The 19,791-nt window shown below is 72.1% G+C and carries 15 protein-coding genes; 3 read left to right on the top strand and 12 right to left on the bottom strand.

Features of this window, described 5'->3' with window-relative positions; translation table 11 throughout:
- Positions 1 to 230: 230 nt before the first annotated feature.
- On the bottom strand, positions 231 to 1,703 hold the full coding sequence (locus tag Ate02nite_RS19970; RefSeq protein WP_203807663.1) for a glutamate synthase subunit beta: 1,473 nt from the start codon (positions 1,701 to 1,703) through the stop codon (positions 231 to 233).
- Positions 1,696 to 6,237, bottom strand: coding sequence for a glutamate synthase large subunit (gltB, locus tag Ate02nite_RS19965; RefSeq protein ID WP_239147530.1), 4,542 nt, complete (start codon positions 6,235 to 6,237; stop codon positions 1,696 to 1,698). The genes Ate02nite_RS19970 and gltB overlap by 8 nt, the downstream gene beginning before the upstream one ends.
- 256 nt (positions 6,238 to 6,493) lie before the next feature.
- Here gltB and Ate02nite_RS19960 point away from each other — a divergent pair, with 256 nt between their 5' ends.
- On the top strand, positions 6,494 to 7,390 hold the full coding sequence (locus Ate02nite_RS19960; RefSeq protein WP_203807659.1) for a GNAT family N-acetyltransferase: 897 nt from the start codon (positions 6,494 to 6,496) through the stop codon (positions 7,388 to 7,390).
- 22 nt (positions 7,391 to 7,412) lie between these two features.
- Here the strand turns inward: Ate02nite_RS19960 and Ate02nite_RS19955 are convergent, their stop codons facing one another.
- The 6 genes from Ate02nite_RS19955 to trpC are packed head-to-tail and all read right to left on the bottom strand — an operon-like array spanning position 7,413 to position 13,665.
- Positions 7,413 to 8,384 (bottom strand): YihY/virulence factor BrkB family protein, encoded by a 972-nt coding sequence (locus Ate02nite_RS19955; protein ID WP_203807657.1) that lies wholly within the window; start codon positions 8,382 to 8,384, stop codon positions 7,413 to 7,415.
- Positions 8,385 to 8,389: 5 nt separating this feature from the next.
- Complete coding sequence (locus Ate02nite_RS19950; RefSeq protein WP_203807655.1) at positions 8,390 to 9,580, bottom strand: FAD-dependent oxidoreductase; 1,191 nt, start codon at positions 9,578 to 9,580, stop codon at positions 8,390 to 8,392.
- Between the two features lie 17 nt (positions 9,581 to 9,597).
- A complete protein-coding gene (gene lgt, locus Ate02nite_RS19945) occupies positions 9,598 to 10,806 on the bottom strand; it encodes a prolipoprotein diacylglyceryl transferase (protein ID WP_203807653.1) in 1,209 nt (402 codons plus the stop codon).
- Between the two features lie 17 nt (positions 10,807 to 10,823).
- A complete protein-coding gene (gene trpA / locus Ate02nite_RS19940) occupies positions 10,824 to 11,627 on the bottom strand; it encodes a tryptophan synthase subunit alpha (RefSeq protein ID WP_203807651.1) in 804 nt (267 codons plus the stop codon).
- On the bottom strand, positions 11,624 to 12,865 hold the full coding sequence (trpB, locus tag Ate02nite_RS19935) for a tryptophan synthase subunit beta (protein WP_203807649.1): 1,242 nt from the start codon (positions 12,863 to 12,865) through the stop codon (positions 11,624 to 11,626). The genes trpA and trpB overlap by 4 nt, the downstream gene beginning before the upstream one ends.
- Positions 12,862 to 13,665: an indole-3-glycerol phosphate synthase TrpC gene (trpC, locus tag Ate02nite_RS19930; protein WP_203807724.1), complete on the bottom strand. Its 804-nt coding sequence runs from the start codon at positions 13,663 to 13,665 to the stop codon at positions 12,862 to 12,864. The genes trpB and trpC overlap by 4 nt, the downstream gene beginning before the upstream one ends.
- A gap of 354 nt (positions 13,666 to 14,019) precedes the next feature.
- Here trpC and Ate02nite_RS19925 point away from each other — a divergent pair, with 354 nt between their 5' ends.
- Positions 14,020 to 14,280 carry a hypothetical protein gene (locus Ate02nite_RS19925; RefSeq protein ID WP_239147528.1) on the top strand — a complete coding sequence of 87 codons (261 nt, stop codon included), beginning with the start codon at positions 14,020 to 14,022 and terminating at the stop codon, positions 14,278 to 14,280.
- A gap of 31 nt (positions 14,281 to 14,311) precedes the next feature.
- Here Ate02nite_RS19925 and Ate02nite_RS19920 read toward each other — a convergent pair whose 3' ends face one another.
- Genes Ate02nite_RS19920 through hisI form a run of 3 tightly spaced genes read right to left on the bottom strand, consistent with a single transcriptional unit; the run spans position 14,312 to position 16,736 of the window.
- Positions 14,312 to 14,845 (bottom strand): Trp biosynthesis-associated membrane protein, encoded by a 534-nt coding sequence (locus Ate02nite_RS19920; RefSeq protein WP_203807644.1) that lies wholly within the window; start codon positions 14,843 to 14,845, stop codon positions 14,312 to 14,314.
- Complete coding sequence (locus Ate02nite_RS19915) at positions 14,842 to 16,374, bottom strand: anthranilate synthase component I (protein WP_203807642.1); 1,533 nt, start codon at positions 16,372 to 16,374, stop codon at positions 14,842 to 14,844. The genes Ate02nite_RS19920 and Ate02nite_RS19915 overlap by 4 nt, the downstream gene beginning before the upstream one ends.
- Complete coding sequence (gene hisI, locus Ate02nite_RS19910; protein ID WP_307873285.1) at positions 16,371 to 16,736, bottom strand: phosphoribosyl-AMP cyclohydrolase; 366 nt, start codon at positions 16,734 to 16,736, stop codon at positions 16,371 to 16,373. The genes Ate02nite_RS19915 and hisI overlap by 4 nt, the downstream gene beginning before the upstream one ends.
- Positions 16,737 to 16,948: 212 nt before the next feature.
- Here hisI and Ate02nite_RS19905 point away from each other — a divergent pair, with 212 nt between their 5' ends.
- A complete protein-coding gene (locus tag Ate02nite_RS19905; protein WP_203807640.1) occupies positions 16,949 to 18,982 on the top strand; it encodes a hypothetical protein in 2,034 nt (677 codons plus the stop codon).
- On the opposite strand, the gene Ate02nite_RS19900 is transcribed toward Ate02nite_RS19905, so the two are convergent.
- Entirely contained in the window at positions 18,979 to 19,725 is a 747-nt protein-coding gene (locus tag Ate02nite_RS19900; protein WP_203807639.1) for an SDR family NAD(P)-dependent oxidoreductase, read from the bottom strand. The two genes, Ate02nite_RS19905 and Ate02nite_RS19900, sit on opposite strands and share 4 nt — an antisense overlap.
- Between the last annotated feature and the right edge of the window lie 66 nt (positions 19,726 to 19,791).

Here is a 19,791-nt window from a genome sequence, read left to right as displayed (position 1 = left end):
GGCCAAGGCGGGCGCGGCGACAACCCCTCCCCGGGCTCGATGTCAGGCCGTTGGACCCGACTTCGGCCAGGAGGTTCGGTCGCGCTTTTCAGAGATACGGGCATCGACAGCGCACCGCCGGTCAGGCGCGACCTACCCGCGACCCCAGGCCGAAAACGCGCGTCTCGCGTGCGGCGATGGCCGGGCTTTGCACCGCCGGCCCGTCAAAACGGGCCGGCGGCTCGCTCAACTCAAGCGCTCAGCGGCTGGGCGCTGGACAGGACCGGGGCCGGCAGGTCGCCCTTGGCGCCCAGGTAGGAGTGGATAGCGGCGGCCGCGGAGCGGCCCTCGGCGATCGCCCAGACCACCAGGGAGGCGCCCTTGTGCATGTCGCCCGCCACGAACACGCCCTCGGCCGAGGTCTGCCAGTTCGCGTCGGCGTCCAGGACGCCCCGGCGGTTGCGGTCGATGCCGAACTGCTCCAGCAGCGGCTGCTGCTCGGTGCCGTCGAAACCGATCGCCAGCAGCACCAGCTCGGCCCGCAGGTCGCGCTGGCTGCCCTCGGCAACGGTCACCGTGCGTACGCCGTCGATCCGCTCGACCACGACGTCGGCGATCCGGATCGCCGCGACGTTGCCCTCGCCGTCGTCCACGAACTCCTGCACGGCGACCCCGAAGACGCGGTCGCCGCCCTCCTCGTGGGCCGGGTAGTTGCGCAGGATGACCGGCCAGGTCGGCCACGGGTGCAGGTCGCCGGCCCGGGCCTCGGGCGGCACCGGGTACTGGTCGAGCTGGATGACGCCGGCTGCGCCCTGCCGGTGCGCGACGCCGAGGCAGTCGGCACCGGTGTCGCCGCCGCCGATGATCACGACGTGCTTGCCGGCCGCGTCGATCGGGGTGGTCTCCTGCAGACCGGCCACCACCCGGTTGGCCGGGACCAGGTGGTCCATGGCCAGGTGGACACCGTTCAGCCCGCGGCCCGGCGTCTCCGCGGTGTCCCGGCCGGCCAGCGCACCGGCCGCGAGCAGCACCGCGTCGAACCGCTCGCGCAGGTCGTCGGCGGTGATGTCGACGCCCACGTTCACGCCGGCCTGGAAGACCACGCCCTCGGCCTCCATCTGGGCCAGCCGCGCGTCCACCACCGACTTCTCGATCTTGAAGTCGGGAATTCCATAACGCAGAAGGCCGCCGATGCGATCGTCGCGCTCGAAGACGGTGACCGCGTGCCCGGCTCGCGCCAGCTGCTGGGCGGCCGCCAGGCCGGCCGGGCCGGAACCGACCACCGCGACCTTGAAACCGGACGGCACCGGGGCGGGCTGCGGCTTGACGTAGCCGAGGTCGAACGCGTGGTTGGCGATCTCCACCTCGACCTGCTTGATGGTCACCGGGTCGTCCGAGATGCCCAGCACGCAGGCGGCCTCGCACGGCGCCGGGCAGAGCCGGCCGGTGAACTCCGGGAAGTTGTTGGTGGCGTGCAGCGACTCGGCCGCCGACTGCCACGCCCCGGTGCGGACCAGGTCGTTCCAGTCCGGGATGCGGTTGCCCAGCGGGCAGCCCTCGTGGCAGAACGGGATGCCGCAGTCCATGCACCGGGTGGCCTGGTCACGGATCAGATCCTCACCGGCGGGCGGGTAGACCTCCCGCCAGTCGCGGATCCGCACCGGCACCGGGCGCCGCTTGGGCAGCTGCCGCTCGTAGCGGAGGAAACCGTTCGGATCAGGCACTCTTGACCCCCATGACCGCCTCGTCGACATTGCGACCGGCGGCTTCGGCGGTCCGGATGAGTTCCATTACACGCTTGTAGTCGCGCGGCACCACGGCGGTGAACCGGTCGACCGCGGCCGGCCAGTCGGCCAGCAGCTTCTCGGCCACCGCCGAGCCGGTCTCGGCCAGGTGCTTGTCGACCAGTCCGCGCAGGACGACCTGCTCGTCGCCGGTGAGCGGGGTCAGGTCGACCAGTTCCGGGTTGACCCGGGTGGGCACCAGGTCGAGCACGAACGCGGTGCCACCGCTCATCCCGGCCGCGAAGTTGCGGCCGGTCGGGCCGAGCACCACCACGGTGCCGCCGGTCATGTACTCGCAGCCGTGGTCGCCGACGCCCTCGACGACGGCGGCCGCGCCCGAGTTACGGACCGCGAAACGTTCACCGGCCCGTCCCCGAAGGTAAAGCTCGCCGGTGGTCGCCCCGTACAGAATGGTGTTGCCCGCGATGATGTTGTCCTCGGCCACGAACGGCGCGTTCTCGTCCGGCCGGACGATCACCCGGCCGCCGGAGAGGCCCTTGGCGACGTAATCGTTGGTGTCGCCGATCAGCCGCAGGGTGACGCCGCGCGGCAGGAACGCGCCGAACGACTGCCCACCGGTGCCACGCAGGGTGAACTCGATGGTGTTGTCCGGCAGGCCGGCCCCGCCGAAGCGGCGGGTCACCTCGCCGCCGAGCATCGCGCCGACGCTGCGGTTCTCGTTGCGGACCGCGAGTTCCTCGGCCACCTTCAGCTCGCTGGTCAGGGCCGGCTGGGCCAGCTCGAGCAGCTTGTTGTCGAGAGCCTTGTCGAGACCGTGGTCCTGGGCGACCACGCCACGCCGGGCGGCGCCCTCGGGCAGCTCGGGCACGAACAGGATGGGCGACAGGTCGAGACCCTTCGCCTTCCAGTGGTCGACGGCCGGCCGGATGTCCAGCACCTCGGCGTGGCCGATCGCCTCGTCGATGGTGCGGAAGCCCAGCTCGGCCAGGATCTCCCGGACCTCTTCGGCCATGAACAGGAAGAAGTTCTCCACGAACTCGGGCTTGCCGGTGAAGCGCTCGCGCAGCACCGGATTTTGCGTCGCGATGCCGACCGGGCAGGTGTCCAGGTGGCAGACCCGCATCATGATGCAACCGGAGACGATCAGCGGAGCCGTGGCGAAGCCGAACTCCTCGGCGCCGAGCAGGGCCGCGATCACCACATCCCGGCCGGTCTTGAGCTGGCCGTCGACCTGCACGGTGACCCGGTCGCGCAGCTTGTTGAGCAGCAGCGTCTGCTGCGCCTCGGCCAGGCCCAGCTCCCACGGGGAACCGGCGTGCTTGAGCGAGTTGAGCGGGGACGCGCCGGTGCCACCGTCGTGCCCGGAGATCAGGATGACGTCGGCCTTGAGCTTCGCGACGCCGGCCGCGACCGTGCCCACGCCGATCTCGCTGACCAGCTTCACGTGCACCCGGGACTGCGGGTTGACGTTCTTCAGGTCGTGCACGAGCTGCGCGAGGTCCTCGATGGAGTAGATGTCGTGGTGCGGCGGCGGGGAGATCAGGCCGATGCCCGGGGTGGTGTGCCGGGTCTTGGCGATCCACGGCCACACCTTGTTGCCGGCCAGCTGGCCACCCTCGCCGGGCTTCGCGCCCTGCGCCATCTTGATCTGCAGGTCGTCCGCGTTGACCAGGTATTCGCTGGTCACGCCGAATCGGCCGGAGGCGACCTGCTTGACCGCGGAGCGGCGCTGCGGGTCGTACAGGCGGTCGGGGTCCTCGCCGCCCTCGCCGGTGTTCGACTTGCCGCCGATCCGGTTCATGGCGATCGCCAGGGTCTCGTGCGACTCGGCCGAGATCGAGCCGTACGACATGGCCCCGGTGGCGAACCGCTTGACGATCTCGCTGACCGGCTCGACCTCGTCGATCGGCACCGGGGTGCGCTGCTTGAACTCGAACAGCCCGCGAATCGAGCCGGCCTGCGCGGCCAGCGCGTCCACCTTCTCGGTGTATTTCCGGAAGACGTCGTACTGCTTGGACCGGGTCGCGTGCTGGAGCAGGAACACCGTCTCCGGGTTGAACAGGTGCAGTTCACCCTCGCGGCGCCACTGGTACTCGCCGCCGACCTCGAGCCGGCGGTGGCTGCGCTCGGCCGGGTTGGCCGGATAGGCCTTCCCGTGCCGCGCCTTGACCTCGGCGTGGATCTCGGCCAGCCCGGAACCGCCGATCCGCCCGCTGGTGCCGGCGAAGTAGCGCTGCAGCAGCTTGTTGTCCAGGCCGACGGCCTCGAACACCTGGGCCCCGCAGTACGACGAGACGGTCGAGATGCCCATCTTCGACATGATCTTCAGGACGCCCTTGCCGAGCGCCTTGACGTAGTTGCGCACCGCGGCGCGCGGGTCGAGCCCGGCCAGCGACCCGGTCGCGATCAGGTCGTCGACCGACTCGAACGCCAGGTAAGGATTGATGGCGGCGGCACCGAAGCCGATCAGCGTGGCGGCGTGGTGCACCTCGCGGCAGTCACCGGCCTCGACGACCAGCGCCACCTGGGTGCGGGTCTGCTCGCGCACCAGGTGCTGGTGCACCGCGGCGGTGAGCAGCAGCGACGGGATCGGGGCCAGCTCGGCGTTGGAGTCCCGGTCGGACAGCACCAGGATGCGGACGCCGTCCTCGATCGCCTCGGACACGTGCCGGCAGATCTGGGTGAGCCGGGCCTTGATGCCGGCCGCGCCGTCCCGCAGCGGGTAGAGACCCGACACCCGGACGGCCTTGAAGCCGGGCAGGTCGCCGTCCTCGTCGATGGAGAGCAGCTTGGCCAGCTCGTCGTTGTCGATCACCGGGTAGGGCAGCACGATCTGCCGGCAGGACGCCGGGCCCGGGTCGAGCAGGTTGCCCTCCGGCCCGATCGTGGCGCTCAGCGAGGTGACCAGCTCTTCCCGGATGGCGTCCAGCGGCGGGTTGGTGACCTGCGCGAACAGCTGGTGGAAGTAGTCGAACAGCAGCCGCGGCCGGGTGGACAGCGGCGAGATCGGAGTGTCCGTACCCATCGAGCCGAGCGGCTCGGCCCCGGTGCGCGCCATCGGCGCCACCAGGATCTTCAGCTCCTCCTCGGTGTAACCGAACACCTGCTGGCGGCGGGTCACCGAGTCGTGCGTGTAGATGACGTGCTCGCGCGGCGGCAGGTCGGCCAGGTTGATCAGCCCGGCGTGCAGCCACTCGTCGTACGGCTCGGCGGCGGCCAGCCCGGCCTTGATCTCGTCGTCGTGCACGATCCGGCCCTGCTCGGTGTCGACCAGGAACATCTTGCCCGGCTGGAGCCGGCCCTTGGCGACCACGGTGGCCGGGTCGAGGTCGAGCACGCCGGCCTCGGAACCGAGCACGACCAGGCCGTCGACGGTGTGCCACCAGCGGCCCGGGCGCAGGCCGTTGCGGTCGAGCACGGCGCCGATCGACGAGCCGTCGGTGAACGCGACCGCGGCCGGCCCGTCCCACGGCTCCATCAGCGAGGCGTGGAAGCGGTAGAACGCGCGCCGCTTCGGCTCCATCCCCGGGTCGTTCTCCCAGGCCTCCGGAATCATCATCATCATCGCGTGCGGCAGCGTGCGGCCGGCCAGGTGCAGCAGTTCCAGCACCTCGTCGAAGCTGGCCGAGTCGGACGCCTCCGGCGTGTTGATCGGGAACAGCCGCTTGATGCTGCCGGGCAGCACCTTCGACTGGAGCAGCGCCTCGCGGGCGGCCATCCAGTTCTTGTTGCCGCGGATCGTGTTGATCTCACCGTTGTGCGCGATGAAACGGTACGGGTGAGCCAGCGGCCAGGACGGGAAGGTGTTCGTCGAGAACCGGGAGTGCACCAGGGCGATCGCGCTGGCGACCCGCTCGTCGGTCAGGTCCGGGAAGAACTCCGGCAGCTGATCGGGGGTGAGCATGCCCTTGTAGGTGATCGTGCGCGAGGACAGCGACGGGAAGTAGGCCCCCACGCCACGCTGCGACGACTCCCGCTCGGCCTGCTTGCGGATGGTGAACGCGACCCGGTCCAGCTCGAGGCCGGTCAGCGGCGCGTCCTTCGGACCGGCGGCGCTGTCGGTGAGCCGGTGCGCGGCGAGGAAGACCTGCTTGATGTACGGGCGGGCCTCCAGAGCCGTGGCACCGAGGCCGTCCGGGCGCACCGGGACGTCCCGCCAGCCCAGCACCTCGCCGCCCTCGACCAGCGCGTACTTCTCGAAGATCTTGATGGAGCGGGCCTGGGCGTCCGGGTCGTTGGGCAGGAAGACCAGCCCGGTGGCGTAGCCGCCGGCGTCGGGCAGGTCGATCCCGGTGGTTTCACGGTAGAACGCGTCCGGGACCTGAATCATGATCCCGGCGCCGTCGCCGGTGTTGTACTCGGCGCCGCGGGCGCCCCGGTGGTCGAGGCGGATCAGCGCCGACAGGCCCTTGGCGACCACATCATGGGAACGGCGCCCATGCAGATCGGCCACGAAAGCCACACCGCAGGCGTCTCGCTCATTCGACGGGTCGTACAGCCCACGGTTTGGCATTTTGTTTTCCGCCGCGGGTTGGCTCGGTCCCTGGGGGTGCGGAGATGCCACCGGACCTCCTGTCGTCTCTGTTTCAGATCAAGGTCGGGACGACGTCGGCCCTGCAAAGTCTCTAGAGTCTACGTTAAGGGGCACCGATCTCCGCCAGTTCGGATGGATCACACTTCGATCGCCCCAAACCGCCCATCAAGGCAGAAATTGAAAGGCCCACAACGCGTACGGCGCGACATCGCGCCGAATTGGGTAGTCTCGCGCGGTGGCGCATCCGGAAACCGACGTCTTCGTCAGGCTCGAGCGTTTCTATGACGCTCTCCCCCGACCCTACGCACGTGTTGAGGACATCGGGGGGCTGGTGCTTTTCGTCCGCGAGGGCGACGGTTGGCCCTATTACGCCCGGCCCCGGATAGGGGCGGAGACGCCTTCCGCCGCTGATATTACTGCCGTTCGCCGCCGGCAACGAGAGCTGGGCATCCCCGAGGCTTTCGAATGGGTGCACGAGACGACGCCCGATCTGCTCGCGGTGGCCCGCTCGGCCGACCTCGACGTGCTGCTGGCCCCGCTGCTGACCCTGGACCCGGCGGCTCTGGTCCCCGATCTCCCGGTGCGCGACGCCACCGTCTCGGTGCTGGACCCGGCGTCCTCGAGCTACCCGGCCGACCTGGCCGCCACCCGCGCGGTGGCCCAGCTCGCCTTCGGCAGTCCGCCGCACGCGACCCCGCTGGAAGAGGTGGTCGCGCTGGCCGGCCCCACCGAGACCGCCCTGATCACCGGGGTGGCCGGGCCGGCCGAGCGGGACGCCGCGGTGGCCGAGTTGAGCCCGGCCGTGGTCGAGGGCTTCCGGCAGCGGGTGGCGTCCGGCGGTTACCACACCGCCGTGGTGGTCTCCCCGACCGAAGGCATCCTGGCCACCGGCGCGCTGATGCGGGACGGCGACGTGGCCGAGATCGCCGGCGTCGCGACGCTGCCCACCGCCCGCGGCCGCGGCTACGCCTCCCAGCTGACCGCGACGCTGGCCCGCCAGGCCCTGAACGACGGCGTCCACCTGGTCTTCCTGTCGGCCGGCGACGACGACGTGGCCCGGCTCTACACCAAGGTCGGCTTCCGCCGGCAGGGCACGGCGTGCATCGCCGAGCCGGCCACCGCCAAGCTCTGACGGCACGCCTGCGTGTCCGTACTCAATCGGGGTCCTTCTGCTCTTGATCGGGATCTTTCCGCAGCTCAGAAGTGATCCGCTGGAGCGGGACCCGCTCCTGCTCGCGGGCCAGCAGCGCCAACGCACGAGCATCGGCGTCGGTGGGGTGGGCGGGGTCGAGTGACCTCGGCCAGAGGTGGGCGTGCCGCACGGCGGCCATCTCGGCACAGATCACCATGGCCTGACTCGCCAGGTAGAGCAGGGTGAACAGGCCGGCCACCGTGGCGAACGCCCCGTAGACCGGCCCGGCCTTACGCACCAGGTAGGTCAGCAGCGGTCCGCCGGCGTGCAGGATGAGCGTCAGGATCGCGGCGCCGGAGACCGCCGCCGGCCACAGCGACCGCCACGACGCCGGCCGGCAGAGCAGCACCCTGGCCCCCAGCAGCAGGACCAGAAAGGCCGTACCGAGGGTGCCGAACACCGCGAGGATGCGGTCGGAGGCGGAGACGCCGGCGATCCCGGGAATGGCCGAGACCAGCACGGTCAGGCCGCCCGCGCAGATCACGCCGGCCAGCAGCAGCAGGAGCGCGGCGCCCACCCGCAGGTAACAGCCGACGATCCCGGGCAACTCCCGGACCGGGACCGCGGCCAGGTGATTGACCGTGCGGTAGGCGGCGAAGACCACGCCGGTCGCGGAGTAGAGCAGGCCGGCCGCGCCGAGCACGAACGCCACCGGCGAGGTGGGCAGCAGGGCCGCCGCCGAGTCGACGGTGTCCTGCAACGCCGCCGGAACGATCGCGACGATCAGCCGATGACGCAGGTCCGGGCTCGCCTCGAGAACCCGGGAGACGACCGCCACGCCCAGCAGGAGCAGCGGAAACAGGCTCAGGAAGCCGTAGTAGGTGATCAGCGCGGCCTGCCGCGGGCCGTCGTCGTCCAGGTATTTGCGGAGCACCGCCCACGCGAACGCCCACCCGCCGTTCCGGCGCTGACGGCGGTCGGCCCAGGTCACCACGTCGATTACTCCGGGGGAATCCAGTCGGCCTGAAGCTGGGTGTGGTTGCCCAGGATGCGGGGCCGCATGTGGTTGAGCGCGGCGTCCCGGGCCCGCAACGCGAGGCGCCCCCGGGCCTGCACCACCGCCGACATGCGCCGGGTCTGCCGGACCACGCTCGTGGTGCGGGGCCGGCGGGTGCGGCTGAAGGTCTCGATGGCCGCGATCAGGTCGGGCCCGACCCGGACGTCCGCCACCAGCGACCGCAACGTGGCCGCGTCCTCGAAGGCCAGGCAGGCGCCCTGGCCGAGGTGGTGCGGCATGGCATGGGCCGCATCCCCCAACAAGACCACACCCCCAGGACCGGAGCCGAAGCCGTACGCCCGGGGCAGCGGCCGTAGCTCGCGCACCTCCTGCGGCACCAGGTCTTCCGGGTGGGTCGCGGCCAGCAGGTCGCCGACCGGGGCGTGCCAGCTCGCGAACCAGCGCCGGAGCAGCGCCAGCTGGGTCGCGGGCGACTCGGGACGCGGCGCTCCGGCCGCGGTGGCCACCCAGTAGACCCCGCCCTTGCCGGCCGCCCGCTCGCCGAGCGGGATCGAGACGAAGCGGTAGCCAGCGCCCAGCGTCTCGCCGCCGGACGCCTGTTCCGGGGTCAGTTTCGGCACCCGGTAACCGGGGACGACCGCCTGCCAGGCCGCGAAGCCGGAGCCGACGGCCACCGACTCGGGGGCCAGCGCGCGCCGGATCGGGCTGTCGATGCCGTCGGCCGCCACCACCAGGTCGGCGTCGAGGAAGGTGCGGCCGTCGCTCACCGCGGGCCGCTGGCGGCGCCCGACCCGCACGGTCGTCACGTCGAAGCCGGTGCGGATCTCCACCCGGTCGCCGAGACCGGCGACCAGCGCGTCGTACAGGTCTTCCAGGTGCACGACCGCGGGGGCCGGGCCGGCCCCGGTGCGGCCGCGCGGCCCGACCAGCCACTGGCCGTCGGGCCGGCGCACACCGCCGTCCGGCAGCGGCGACGCGATGGCCGACCAGCCGCCGTCCGGGTCGAGCGACTCCAGGGCCCGGCGCCCGTTGGACCACAGCACCAGGGCGGTCGGCGGGGCGGCCACCCGCTCACCGCGTTCGAGGAGTGTCACCTGCCAGCCGGCCCGGGACAGGGCGCCGGCCGTGGCCAACCCGGCCATTCCCGCGCCCACCACCACCGCTGTGCGCACGCCGACCGGCCCGCGGATCAGTTCTCGTCGGTGCGGGAGGCGGGTGGCTCGGCGTCGCTCTTGGCCTCGGGACCGTTGCCGGCGGCGGCCCCGGTGGCCAGCACCGCCTCACCCACCCCGGCCGGACCGGCCGGATCGGCCGCGTCGTGCGGGTGGGCGCCGGCGGCGACCTCCAGCGCGACGTCCTCCTCGGTGTCCGGCGGCAGCACACCGGTGCGCTGGTAGGCCTCGAACCGGGCCTCGCTGACCACCTGGTAGCTCTTCGGCGCCCGCTGCGGCTCGCTGCTCGCCGTCACGTCGACCTGGGAGACATCGCTCTCCGCCCCGGCCACCGGCGCGGTCTCCGGCGCGTCGTCCGGAACCACGTAGGCCCGGGGGCCGCGGACCACCACGAAGTAGATGGCGGCCAGCACGAACAGCACCAGCGCGGTGAATACGTTGAGCCGGATGCCGAAGATCTTGTTGGCCTCGTCGATGCGGAGCATCTCGATCCAGAACCGGCCGGCGGTGTAGGCCATCACGTACACCGCGAAGGCCCGGCCGCGGCCGAACTTGAACTTCCGGTCGAGCGCCCAGACCAGCCCGGCCACGCCGAGGTCCCAGATCGCCTCGTAGAGGAAGGTCGGATGGTAGAGGCCGGTCTTGGTCACCGCCTCGCCGTCGATCACGGTGGCGTGCCCCGGGTTGGACGTGTCCATGTCGTGCACCCGCAGACCCCACGGGAGCGTGGTGGCCTTGCCGTACAGCTCGTTGTTGAACCAGTTGCCGAACCGGCCGATGGCCTGCGCGACCGGCAGGGCCGGCGCCAGCGAGTCGGCGAAGATCGCGAACGGCAGGCCGAGCTGCCGGGCGGCGATCCACGCGCCCACCGCCCCACCGGCCACCGCGCCCCAGATGCCGAGGCCGCCCTCCCAGATGTAGAGGGCCCGGATCGGGTCCCCGCCGGAACCGAAGTAGTCCTGCGGGGAGGTGGCCAGGTGATAGAGCCGAGCTCCGATGATGCCCATCGGCACCGCCCACACCGCCATGTCGAGGGACGCCCAGGGCGCCACCCCGCGCCGGCGGAGGCGCACCTCCATGAGCAGTACGGCGGCGACGATGCCCAGGACGATGCAGAGCGCGTACGCCCGGATGGGCAGGCCGAGAACGTGCCAGACGGACGTTGTCGGACTCGGGATCGCAGCAAAGTTCACGGGTGCACACGCTACCGTCGCGACGCTCGCCATGGTCGCCCAGGGCGGGCCTACTTTTCCGGGTTCCGGACTCCCTCGGCGAGTTCCGCACTCAGGGCCCGCAGCCGGGACAGCCCGGTCGCGCGGTCGGGCGCGTCAAGCACGCAGCGGATCAACGCGCTGCCGACGATCACGCCGTCGGCGAATGCCGCCACCTGGGCGGCCTGCTTGCCGTTGCCGACACCCAGGCCGACGCCGACCGGCATGTCGCGGTCGGCGTGTCGCACCCGGTCGACCAGCTCCGGAGCCTGCCCGGACACCGCGGTGCGGGCGCCGGTGACGCCCATCAGCGCGGTGGCGTAGACGAAGCCCCGGCAGTTCGCCACGGTCATCGCGATCCGCTCCTCGGTCGAGGAGGGCGAGACCAGGAACGTACGGTCGATCCTGTGCTCGTCCGAAGCCGCGATCCACTCCTCGGCCTCGTCCGGGATCAGGTCGGGCGTGATCATCCCGGTGGCGCCGGTCGCGGCCAGGTCGCGGGCGAACGCGTTCACCCCGTACTTCTCGATGGGGTTCCAGTAGGTCATCAGCACGACCGGGGCGCCGGCGTTCGCGACCGCCTCGATGATCCGCAGCGTGTCGCGGGTGCGCACGCCGGCGGCGAGGGCGATGTCGCTGGCCTTCTGGATGACCGGGCCGTCCATGACCGGGTCGGAGTAGGGCAGCTCGACCTCGATGACGTCGCAGCCGGCCTCGTGCATCGCGATCATCGAGGCGATGCTGTCGTCCACGGTCGGGAACCCGGCCGGCATGCAGCCGACGAGTACTGCCCTGTCCGCAGACTTCGCCTTCGCGAAAACGTCGGAAATGCTCACTCTTGCTCCCCCGGAACGAGCGTCTCGACCTCGTCGAGGATGCCGAAGTAGGCGCCGGCCGTGTGCACGTCCTTGTCGCCGCGCCCCGAAAGGTTGATGACGATCGTGGGCTTGCGGCCGATTTCTGCCGTTATTTCGGGAATGATCCGGAGGGCACCGGCCACCGCGTGCGCGCTCTCGATCGCCGGGATGATGCCTTCGGTGCGGCACAGCAGCTGGAACGCGGCCATCGCCTCGGCGTCGGTGACCGGCTCATATTCCGCCCGGCCGGTGTCGTGCAGCCAGGCGTGCTCGGGGCCGACGCCCGGGTAGTCCAGGCCGGCCGAGATCGAGTGCGACTCGAGTGTCTGGCCGTCGTCGTCCTGCAACACGTACGTCCGGGCGCCGTGCAGCACTCCCGACGAGCCGCCGGTGATCGACGCCGCGTGCCGCCCGGTCGCCACCCCGTCGCCGCCCGCCTCGAAGCCGTAGAGGCGGACCTCCTCGTCGGGGACGAAGGCGTGGAAGATGCCGATCGCGTTGGAGCCACCGCCGACGCAGGCCGCGACCACATCCGGCAGCCGCCCGATCTGTCGCAGGCACTGCGCACGCGCCTCCACCCCGATGCCGCCCACGAAATCGCGGACGATCTCCGGGAACGGGTGCGGGCCGGCCGCCGTGCCGAGCAGGTAGTGCGTGTTGTCCACGCTGGCCACCCAGTCGCGCAGGGCCTCGTTGAGCGCGTCCTTGAGGGTGCGCGAGCCGTTCGTCACCGGGATGACGGTGGCGCCCAGCATGCGCATCCGGGCCACGTTCAGCGCCTGGCGCTGGGTGTCCATCTCGCCCATGTAGACCACGCACTCGAGGTCGAGCAGGGCGGCCGCGGTCGCACTGGCCACGCCGTGCTGGCCGGCGCCGGTCTCGGCGATCACCCGGGGCTTGCCCATCCGCTTGGCGAGCAGGGCCTGCCCCAGCACGTTGCGCACCTTGTGCGCACCGGTGTGGTTGAGGTCCTCCCGCTTGAGCAGGATCTCCGCCCCGGCCTTGGCGGACAGCCGCTTGGCCGGGTAGAGCAGGGACGGCGTACCCGCGTAGTTGAGCAGGAGGTCCTGGAACTCCGCCTGGAACTCCGGGTCGGTCTTGGCCGACCGGTAGGCGGCGTCCAGCTCGTCCAGCGCTCGCACGAGCGCTTCGGGGACGAACCGGCCGCCGTATCTGCCGAAATGCCCGGATAAGTCAGGCAGGGCCGGGGCGGTCATCGGACCGGCCTCGGCGTCGCCGGGTGGTTGCCCGCGTTGACCAGCTCGGCCACCGCGTCCCGCGGCGACTTCTGGGTCACCAGGCCCTCGCCCACCAGCACGGCGTCGGCACCGGCCGACGCGTACCGGATCAGGTCGTGCGGGCCCCGCACGCCAGACTCGGCGATCTTGACGACGTTGTTCGGCAGCCCGGGCGCGATCCGCTCGAACACCGACCGGTCGACCTCGAGCGTCCGCAGGTCGCGGGCGTTGACCCCGATGACCTTCGCGTTCGCCTCGAGCGCCCGGTCGGCCTCCTCCTCGTTGTGGACCTCGACGAGGGCGGTCATGCCCAGCGACTCGATCCGCTCGAGGAGCCCGACCAGAACGTTCTGCTCGAGCGCGGCCACGATCAGCAGCACCAGGTCGGCGCCGTGCGCGCGCGCCTCGTGCACCTGATAACTGGAGACCACGAAGTCCTTGCGAAGGACCGGGATGCCGACCGACTGCCGAACCGCCGCCAGGTCGGCCAGCGACCCGCCGAACCATCGGCCCTCGGTGAGCACGCTGATGCAGCGGGCGCCGCCCGCCGCGTACTCCCCGGCCAACTCGGCCGGGTCCGGGATGTCGGCGATCGCGCCCTTGGACGGCGACGACCGCTTCACCTCGGCGATCACAGCGACGCCGGGCTTACGCAACGCCGCGTAAGCATCAATGGCCGGTGGTGCCGCCGCGGCGAGCTCTCGAACCTGCTCGAGCGGCACCTTCTCCTGCCGGGCCGCCACATCCTCGCGCACACCGGCGAGGATTTCCTCCAGCACGTTCTGCGGCCCGCCAGTGCCCGCTTCCGCCTGCTGATCGGATGTCACGTAATGACTCCCCTCTCCGGGTGTCCTCCGCCCGATGCTAGGAGGTCGCGGTCTTCACCGGCCCCCCGGGGTATGGCGAGCCTCACGAGTTGGGCTGCGGCATAATGCCGCCTGCCCGCGGATGCTGTCACGTCAGTCACAGGAAACACAAAAGCCACAACGCTCTGCGCTGGGCCCCCTCATCTGATCGGTGGATACCCCGGCGCGTTGAAGCCGACGTCACGCCGCAGAAACACGAATCATCCATGCTGACGACAAGGCAGACTGGTGGTCGCCCCCTGACGCCCACCAGTGGAGATGATCGACGTGGAGTTGCCCGTGGCCGATTCCCAGCAGTCCCCGACCCTCGCCGAGGTGTCCCGGGCCGTCGTCTCGGTGGCGGCCAGCCTGGTGACCAACGTGCAGCGCGCCGTAGCGGGCCCCACCAAGGTCCCCACGGCCCGCGACAACGCCTACTTCGCCATGCTGGCCGACCGAGCCCGAAACCAGGCCCGAGACGACCTGACCCGCGAGGTAGCCGCCTTGCTCTCCACCACCCCGACCCGCAACCTGGCCAAGACCCGCTGAGCCGCGCGGGACAGCAAATCCACCTGGCGGGTTAGTCGGTTGGGTCGTCGCCTCGGTCCAGGGCGTCCCAGGCGGCTCGGTTGTCGGCGGCTACCGAGGGGCGTTCCGGGGCGGCTGGTTTGCGGTCGTAGCGGGCTGACATGCCGGGCCAGCGGTGGCCCTGGGTGAAGGCGGTCAGGCCGCCCAGGACGATGATCACGCCGCCGATGGCGCAGGCGATCGGCCAGATCGTGCCGGCGGCGCCCGCCGAGCCGGGGTCGAGGCCGGCTCGGCCGAGGATCGCGCCGGCTGCCACGCCCGCGCCGGCCAGGGCCAGCAACGCGCCCAGGGCGCGGCGGACCCAGCCGGCGGTGGCCAGCAGCGCGCCCGTGCCGGCCAGCGCGACCACGGCCAGGCCGGTCACCCACGGTTCGCGGTCGGTGCCGGTGTGGGCCTCGCGCAGGTCGGACAGGCCGGTTCGCGGGGTCAGCTGGATCGACCAGGTGCGGGTGATCGCGTACAGCGCCAGCGCCGACCCGGCCAGCGCGGCCAGCAGGGTCAGGACGTACGTCCGGCGGTTGTTCATCGCGCGGCGCGCAGGGTTTCCGCCGAGGCGATGGCGGCCAGCACAGCGGCCGCCTTGTTGCGGGTCTCGGTCTCTTCCGCGGCTGGATCCGAATCGGCCACGATGCCGGCGCCGGCGCCCACGTAGGCGACGCCGTCCTTGAGCAGCGCGGTGCGGATCGCGATCGCCATGTCCATGTCGCCGGCGAAGCCGAAGTAGCCGACCGTGCCGCCGTAGAGGCCGCGGCGGGTCGGCTCCAGCTCCTCGATGATCTCCATGGCCCGGACCTTGGGCGCGCCGGAAAGAGTGCCGGCCGGGAACGTCGCAGCCAGCGCGTCGAAGGTGCTCTGGTCGTCGCGCAGCTCGCCGGTCACCGTGGAGACGATGTGCATGACGTGGCTGTACCGCTCGATGCGGGCGAACTCCGGCACCTCGACCGTGCCGGGCTTGCACACCCGGCCCAGGTCGTTGCGGCCCAGGTCGACAAGCATCACGTGCTCGGAGCGTTCCTTCGGGTCGGCCAGCAACTCGGCGGCGAGCGCGGCGTCCTGCTCGGGGGTGGCGCCGCGCCAGCGGGTGCCGGCGATCGGGTGCAGCAGCGCCCGCCGTACTCCTTGCTCGTCGCTGTTGACCTTGAGGTGCGCCTCCGGCGAGGACCCGACAATGTCAAAATCATCAAACCGCAACAGATACATGTACGGGCTGGGGTTGGTCGCCCGCAGCACCCGGTACACGTCGAGCGGGTTGGCGTCGGTGGGGCGCTCGAAGCGCTGCGCCACCACGATCTGGAAGCACTCGCCGGCCCGGATCGCCTCCTTGGCCTCCTCGACCGCCTTCTGATATTCACCGGGGGCGGTGCGGCTGACCGGCTCGCCGGCCGGGCGGCGGTCCACCGTGGAGATCATCGGCGGGGTCGGGCGGGACAGCGCGGTGGTCATCGCGTCGAGCCGGCCGACCGCGTTGTGGTACGCCGCGAGCCGCTCGGCGTCGCCCGCGTCCTCGCCCACCACGGCGTTCGCCACCAGGATCGCCGAGCCGTCGTAGTGGTCGAGCACCACCAGGTCGGTGGCGAGCATCATGCCCAGCTCGGGCAGGGGCAGGTCGTCGACGGCGGTGGCCGGCAACCGTTCGAAACGGCGTACCAGGTCATAGCTCAGATAGCCCACCATGCCGCCGGTCAGCGGCGGCAGGCCCTCGGCGACCGGGCCGTCGGCCAGGGCCGCGACCGTCTCGCGCAGCACGGTGACCGGGTCGCCGCCGGTCGGCACGCCGGCCGGCGGGGTGCCCAGCCAGTGCGCCGAGCCGTCCCGCTCGACCAGGGTGGCGGCGCTGCGCACGCCGATGAACGAGTAGCGCGACCAGGCCGCGCCGGACGGGCCAGCACCCTGCTCGGCCGATTCCAGGAGGAAGGTGCCGGGGCCGCCGGCCAGCTTCGTGTAGACGCCGACCGGGGTCTCGCCGTCGGCGAGCAGCCGCCGGGTCACCGGGACCACCCGGCGCCGCTGCCGCAGGAATTCCGCCTCGTCGGGCCGGACCGCACCGCTGGTCATCGTCGCTCCCCGCCGGTCACCGGCAGCTCGGTGTGGAAACACGTGTGTTCGCCGGTGTGGCAGGCCGCGCCGACCTGCTCGACGGTGACCAGCAGCGCGTCGCCGTCGCAGTCCAGGGCGACCGACTTCACGTACTGGTGGTGGCCGGAGGTGGCGCCCTTCACCCAGTACTCCTGGCGGCTGCGCGACCAGTAGGTGGCCCGGCCGGTGGTCAGCGTGCGATGCAGCGCCTCGTCGTCCATCCAGCCGAGCATGAGCACGTCGCCGGTGTCGTGCTCGCGCACGATCGCGGCGACGAGGCCGTCGGGGGTGCGCTTGAGGCGCGCCGCGATGGCCGGATCGAGGTCGGTCTTCACTGCCACGACACCGATTGTCCACCGCGGGCCGAGCCCGCCCCGGATCGGCCCCGCGACGCGGCCACGATCCGGGCACAGGGGATGTGCCGGGACGCCGGGGACGGTACCGTCGTCAAGCGCCGCGCCCGGCCCAGGGCGCGGGTGCCTGCCCGCCGGATATGGGTCCGCGCAGCTCACGGGCGCGGGTGGGGCAGCCTCGCGACGGGAGTCTTACACCGATGGAGCCGACGTCCAGCCCCGACAACAACCGGTCATCACGCGGGCTGTCCCGCTTCTGGCCGGTCCATCGGGATGCCGGGGACCCGGCCGACACCGCCGAGCAGCCCGAAATTTCGGTAGTCCTTCCGGGTGAACCTGAGATGGTCGCGCTCGGTTCGCGGCGCACCGAGGAGAACGCCGGTCTGTTCCTTCCCCCGCCGCCCCTTTCCCAGCCGCCTCTTTCCCAGCCGCCCGGGCCGGTGCACGGCAATCCGATCGCGCTCGGTCCGGGCCAGCACGGCGGGGTCGCTCCGGCGTCGCCGTTCGCGGCGGCCCGGCCGCCCGTGGGTGGCCCGGCACCGGAGGGACCCAAGCCGGACGGACCGGCCTCGCCGACCTCTGCCACGAGTGGCTCCGCCCCGGTCTCGAACGGGCCGGTCCAGGGCGGCTCGGCCGCTGCCGCCCGCGGCGGGCCGGGTGCGCGGCCGGTGTCGGACGCCGGTGGCCAGCACGACTCTCCGGGGGGCGATCCAGATCACTCCGGCGCGTCGGACACCGACGAAGACGCAGCTCAGGACGTAGAGTCTCGGCGAGCTAATCCGTGGGACCGGGACACCGGCGCGTTCGGTGGCTTCGGGTTGAGCGGGCGCAACGGCCGGTTCCTGTTCGGTGGGCGCAACACCGGCGACGAGCCACGACCCGGCTTGAACGGGCACGGTGGCAACGGGCACGGTGGCCCGGAACTGAACGGACGGATGAAGCACCCGGACGACGAGCCGTCTACTGTGGACGGCCCGGCGGCGGGCGAGCCGGCCGCGAAGACGGATTCGGCTGAAGCAACCGACGAGAACGGGCGTGTTGACATGAACGGACGGGCCGGCGTTCCCGGTTTCACGGTTCCCGTGGACTCCGTACCCGCCGCGGACGGTCCCGAGGGCCGCCGCCGCGACCCCGCCGAGAACGCCGAGCCGGCCGCGCCCGAGGCGCGCCGCCAGGCGACCGGCTGGGCGTCCGTGCCGACCTCGACGCACCCGGTGGTCAACCCGACCTCCGGCGCGCCGGTCTCGGCCGCGCCGGTCTCCCCCGGTTTCCACCCACCGGCGTACGGCCAGCCGCCGTCCTATGTGCCCGCGCTGCCCGACCCGACTTCCGGCCCGGTCTCCGGTGTGCCCGCGCCCCGGGGTTCCGCCTCGCCGCTGGCCCCGCTCTCGCCGGCCCCGCTCGCTTCGGCCCCGCGCTCGCCGGCTCCGCCCCCGCTGTCCCCGGCGCCACGCCCACCGGCCCCGCTGTCCCCGGCCCCGAGCTCACTGACCCCGGGTTCGCTGACCCCGAGCTCACTGGCCCCAGGCTCACCCGCCCCGGCGGCGAATGCGCCGGTGTCGGCGAAACCGGCTGTCGACAGTGACCGCCTCCGGCCGACCGTGACCCCGCCGTCCGCCGCCGCGGTCGGCACGCCCGTCGGCCCGCCGATCGCGCCGGCCGGACCGGCCGCCCCGCCGGTCGAGAAGCGCGAGCCGGCCGAGCTGCTCAAGCCGTCCGAGCTGCTCAAGCCGTCCGCGGCCGAGGCCATCGCGGCCGTCGCCGCCGCCCGGATCGCCGAGGACCAGGCCATCCGCCGGCCGTGGGAGGACGACAGCGCCCTGCACGCGCCGTCGCCGCGCCGGTCGGCCAGCCTCGAGGACGTCGAGCCGGTCCGCCGCGGACGCCGCGCCGCGCCCGACCCGGACGACGACCAGGACTCCCCGGCCGAGGACCAGCCGCTGCGCCCCGGCGACGTCGAGGCCGGGCACATCGCCTTCTGGGACGACGACGCCACCCGCCACTTCCGGGCCGCCTGGCACGAGGTGAAGGCCGAGTTCGTCGACGACCCGGAGCGGGCCCTGACCCGCGCGCACGACCTGCTCACCGACGCGGTCAACGAGCTGACCGAGGCGCTGCTGGCCGAGCGCGACGAGCTGGACCCGCTGCGCGGCAACGCGAGCCCCGACACCGAGAGCATGCGGATGGCGATGCGCGGTTACCGCGAATTCCTCGACCGCATCCTCGCGCTCTAGAGCGCTCTGGCGGTGGCACCGCCGTCGACCGGCAGGACGGCGCCGTGGATGTTCGCGGCGTCGTCACCGGCCAGGAACAGCACGGCCTTGGCGACCTCGTCCGGGGTGTTGGCCCGCCGGGACGGGAAGCGGGCCACCATGTCGGTGATGTGCGCGCCCATCCCGGTGACCTTCTCGGTCATCGTCGGGCCGGGGGCGACGGCGTTGACCCGGACGCCCTGCGACGCGTACTCGTCGGCGAACGACATGGTCAGCGAGTGGACGGCGGCCTTGGTGACGCTGTAGAGGGCCGAGTGGGCCGTCCCGCCGAAGCCGTTGACCGAGCCCATGTTGACGATCGCCCCGCCGCCGCGCGCGGCCATCGCCGGGGCGATCGCGCCGGTCAGCAGGAACGCCGCCTTCACGTTGGTGGCCAGCGCCCGGTCGATCAGTTCCTCGTCGACGTCCGCGGTCGGCGCCGGGGTGATCAGCATCGCGGCGTTGTTGACCAGGATGTCGACCGGCCCGGCCGCCTCGGCCAGGGCCCGCACGGCCGGCCCGCCCTCGGCCAGGTCGGCCCGGACGAAGGTGGCGCGGCCGCCGCGCTCGGCGATGCCGGCCACCACTTTCTCGCCGCGGGCGGTGTCGCGGCCGCTCACCACCACGTGCGCGCCGGCGTCGGCCAGGGTGCGGGCGATGGCCGCGCCGATGCCGTCGGTGGAACCGGTGACCAGGGCCATCTTGCCGGCCAGGGAAGTGCTCATGATTTTCTCCGTTCGTGGCTCTCGCGGCCCACGATGCGTCGCTAAAATTGGACCCGCAAGTCCAGA

Origin of the sequence: Paractinoplanes tereljensis (assembly GCF_016862435.1) — a bacterium.
GTDB classification, from domain to species: Bacteria; Actinomycetota; Actinomycetes; order Mycobacteriales; family Micromonosporaceae; genus Actinoplanes; species Actinoplanes tereljensis.
This window is presented reverse-complemented; position numbering and strand designations above follow the sequence as displayed.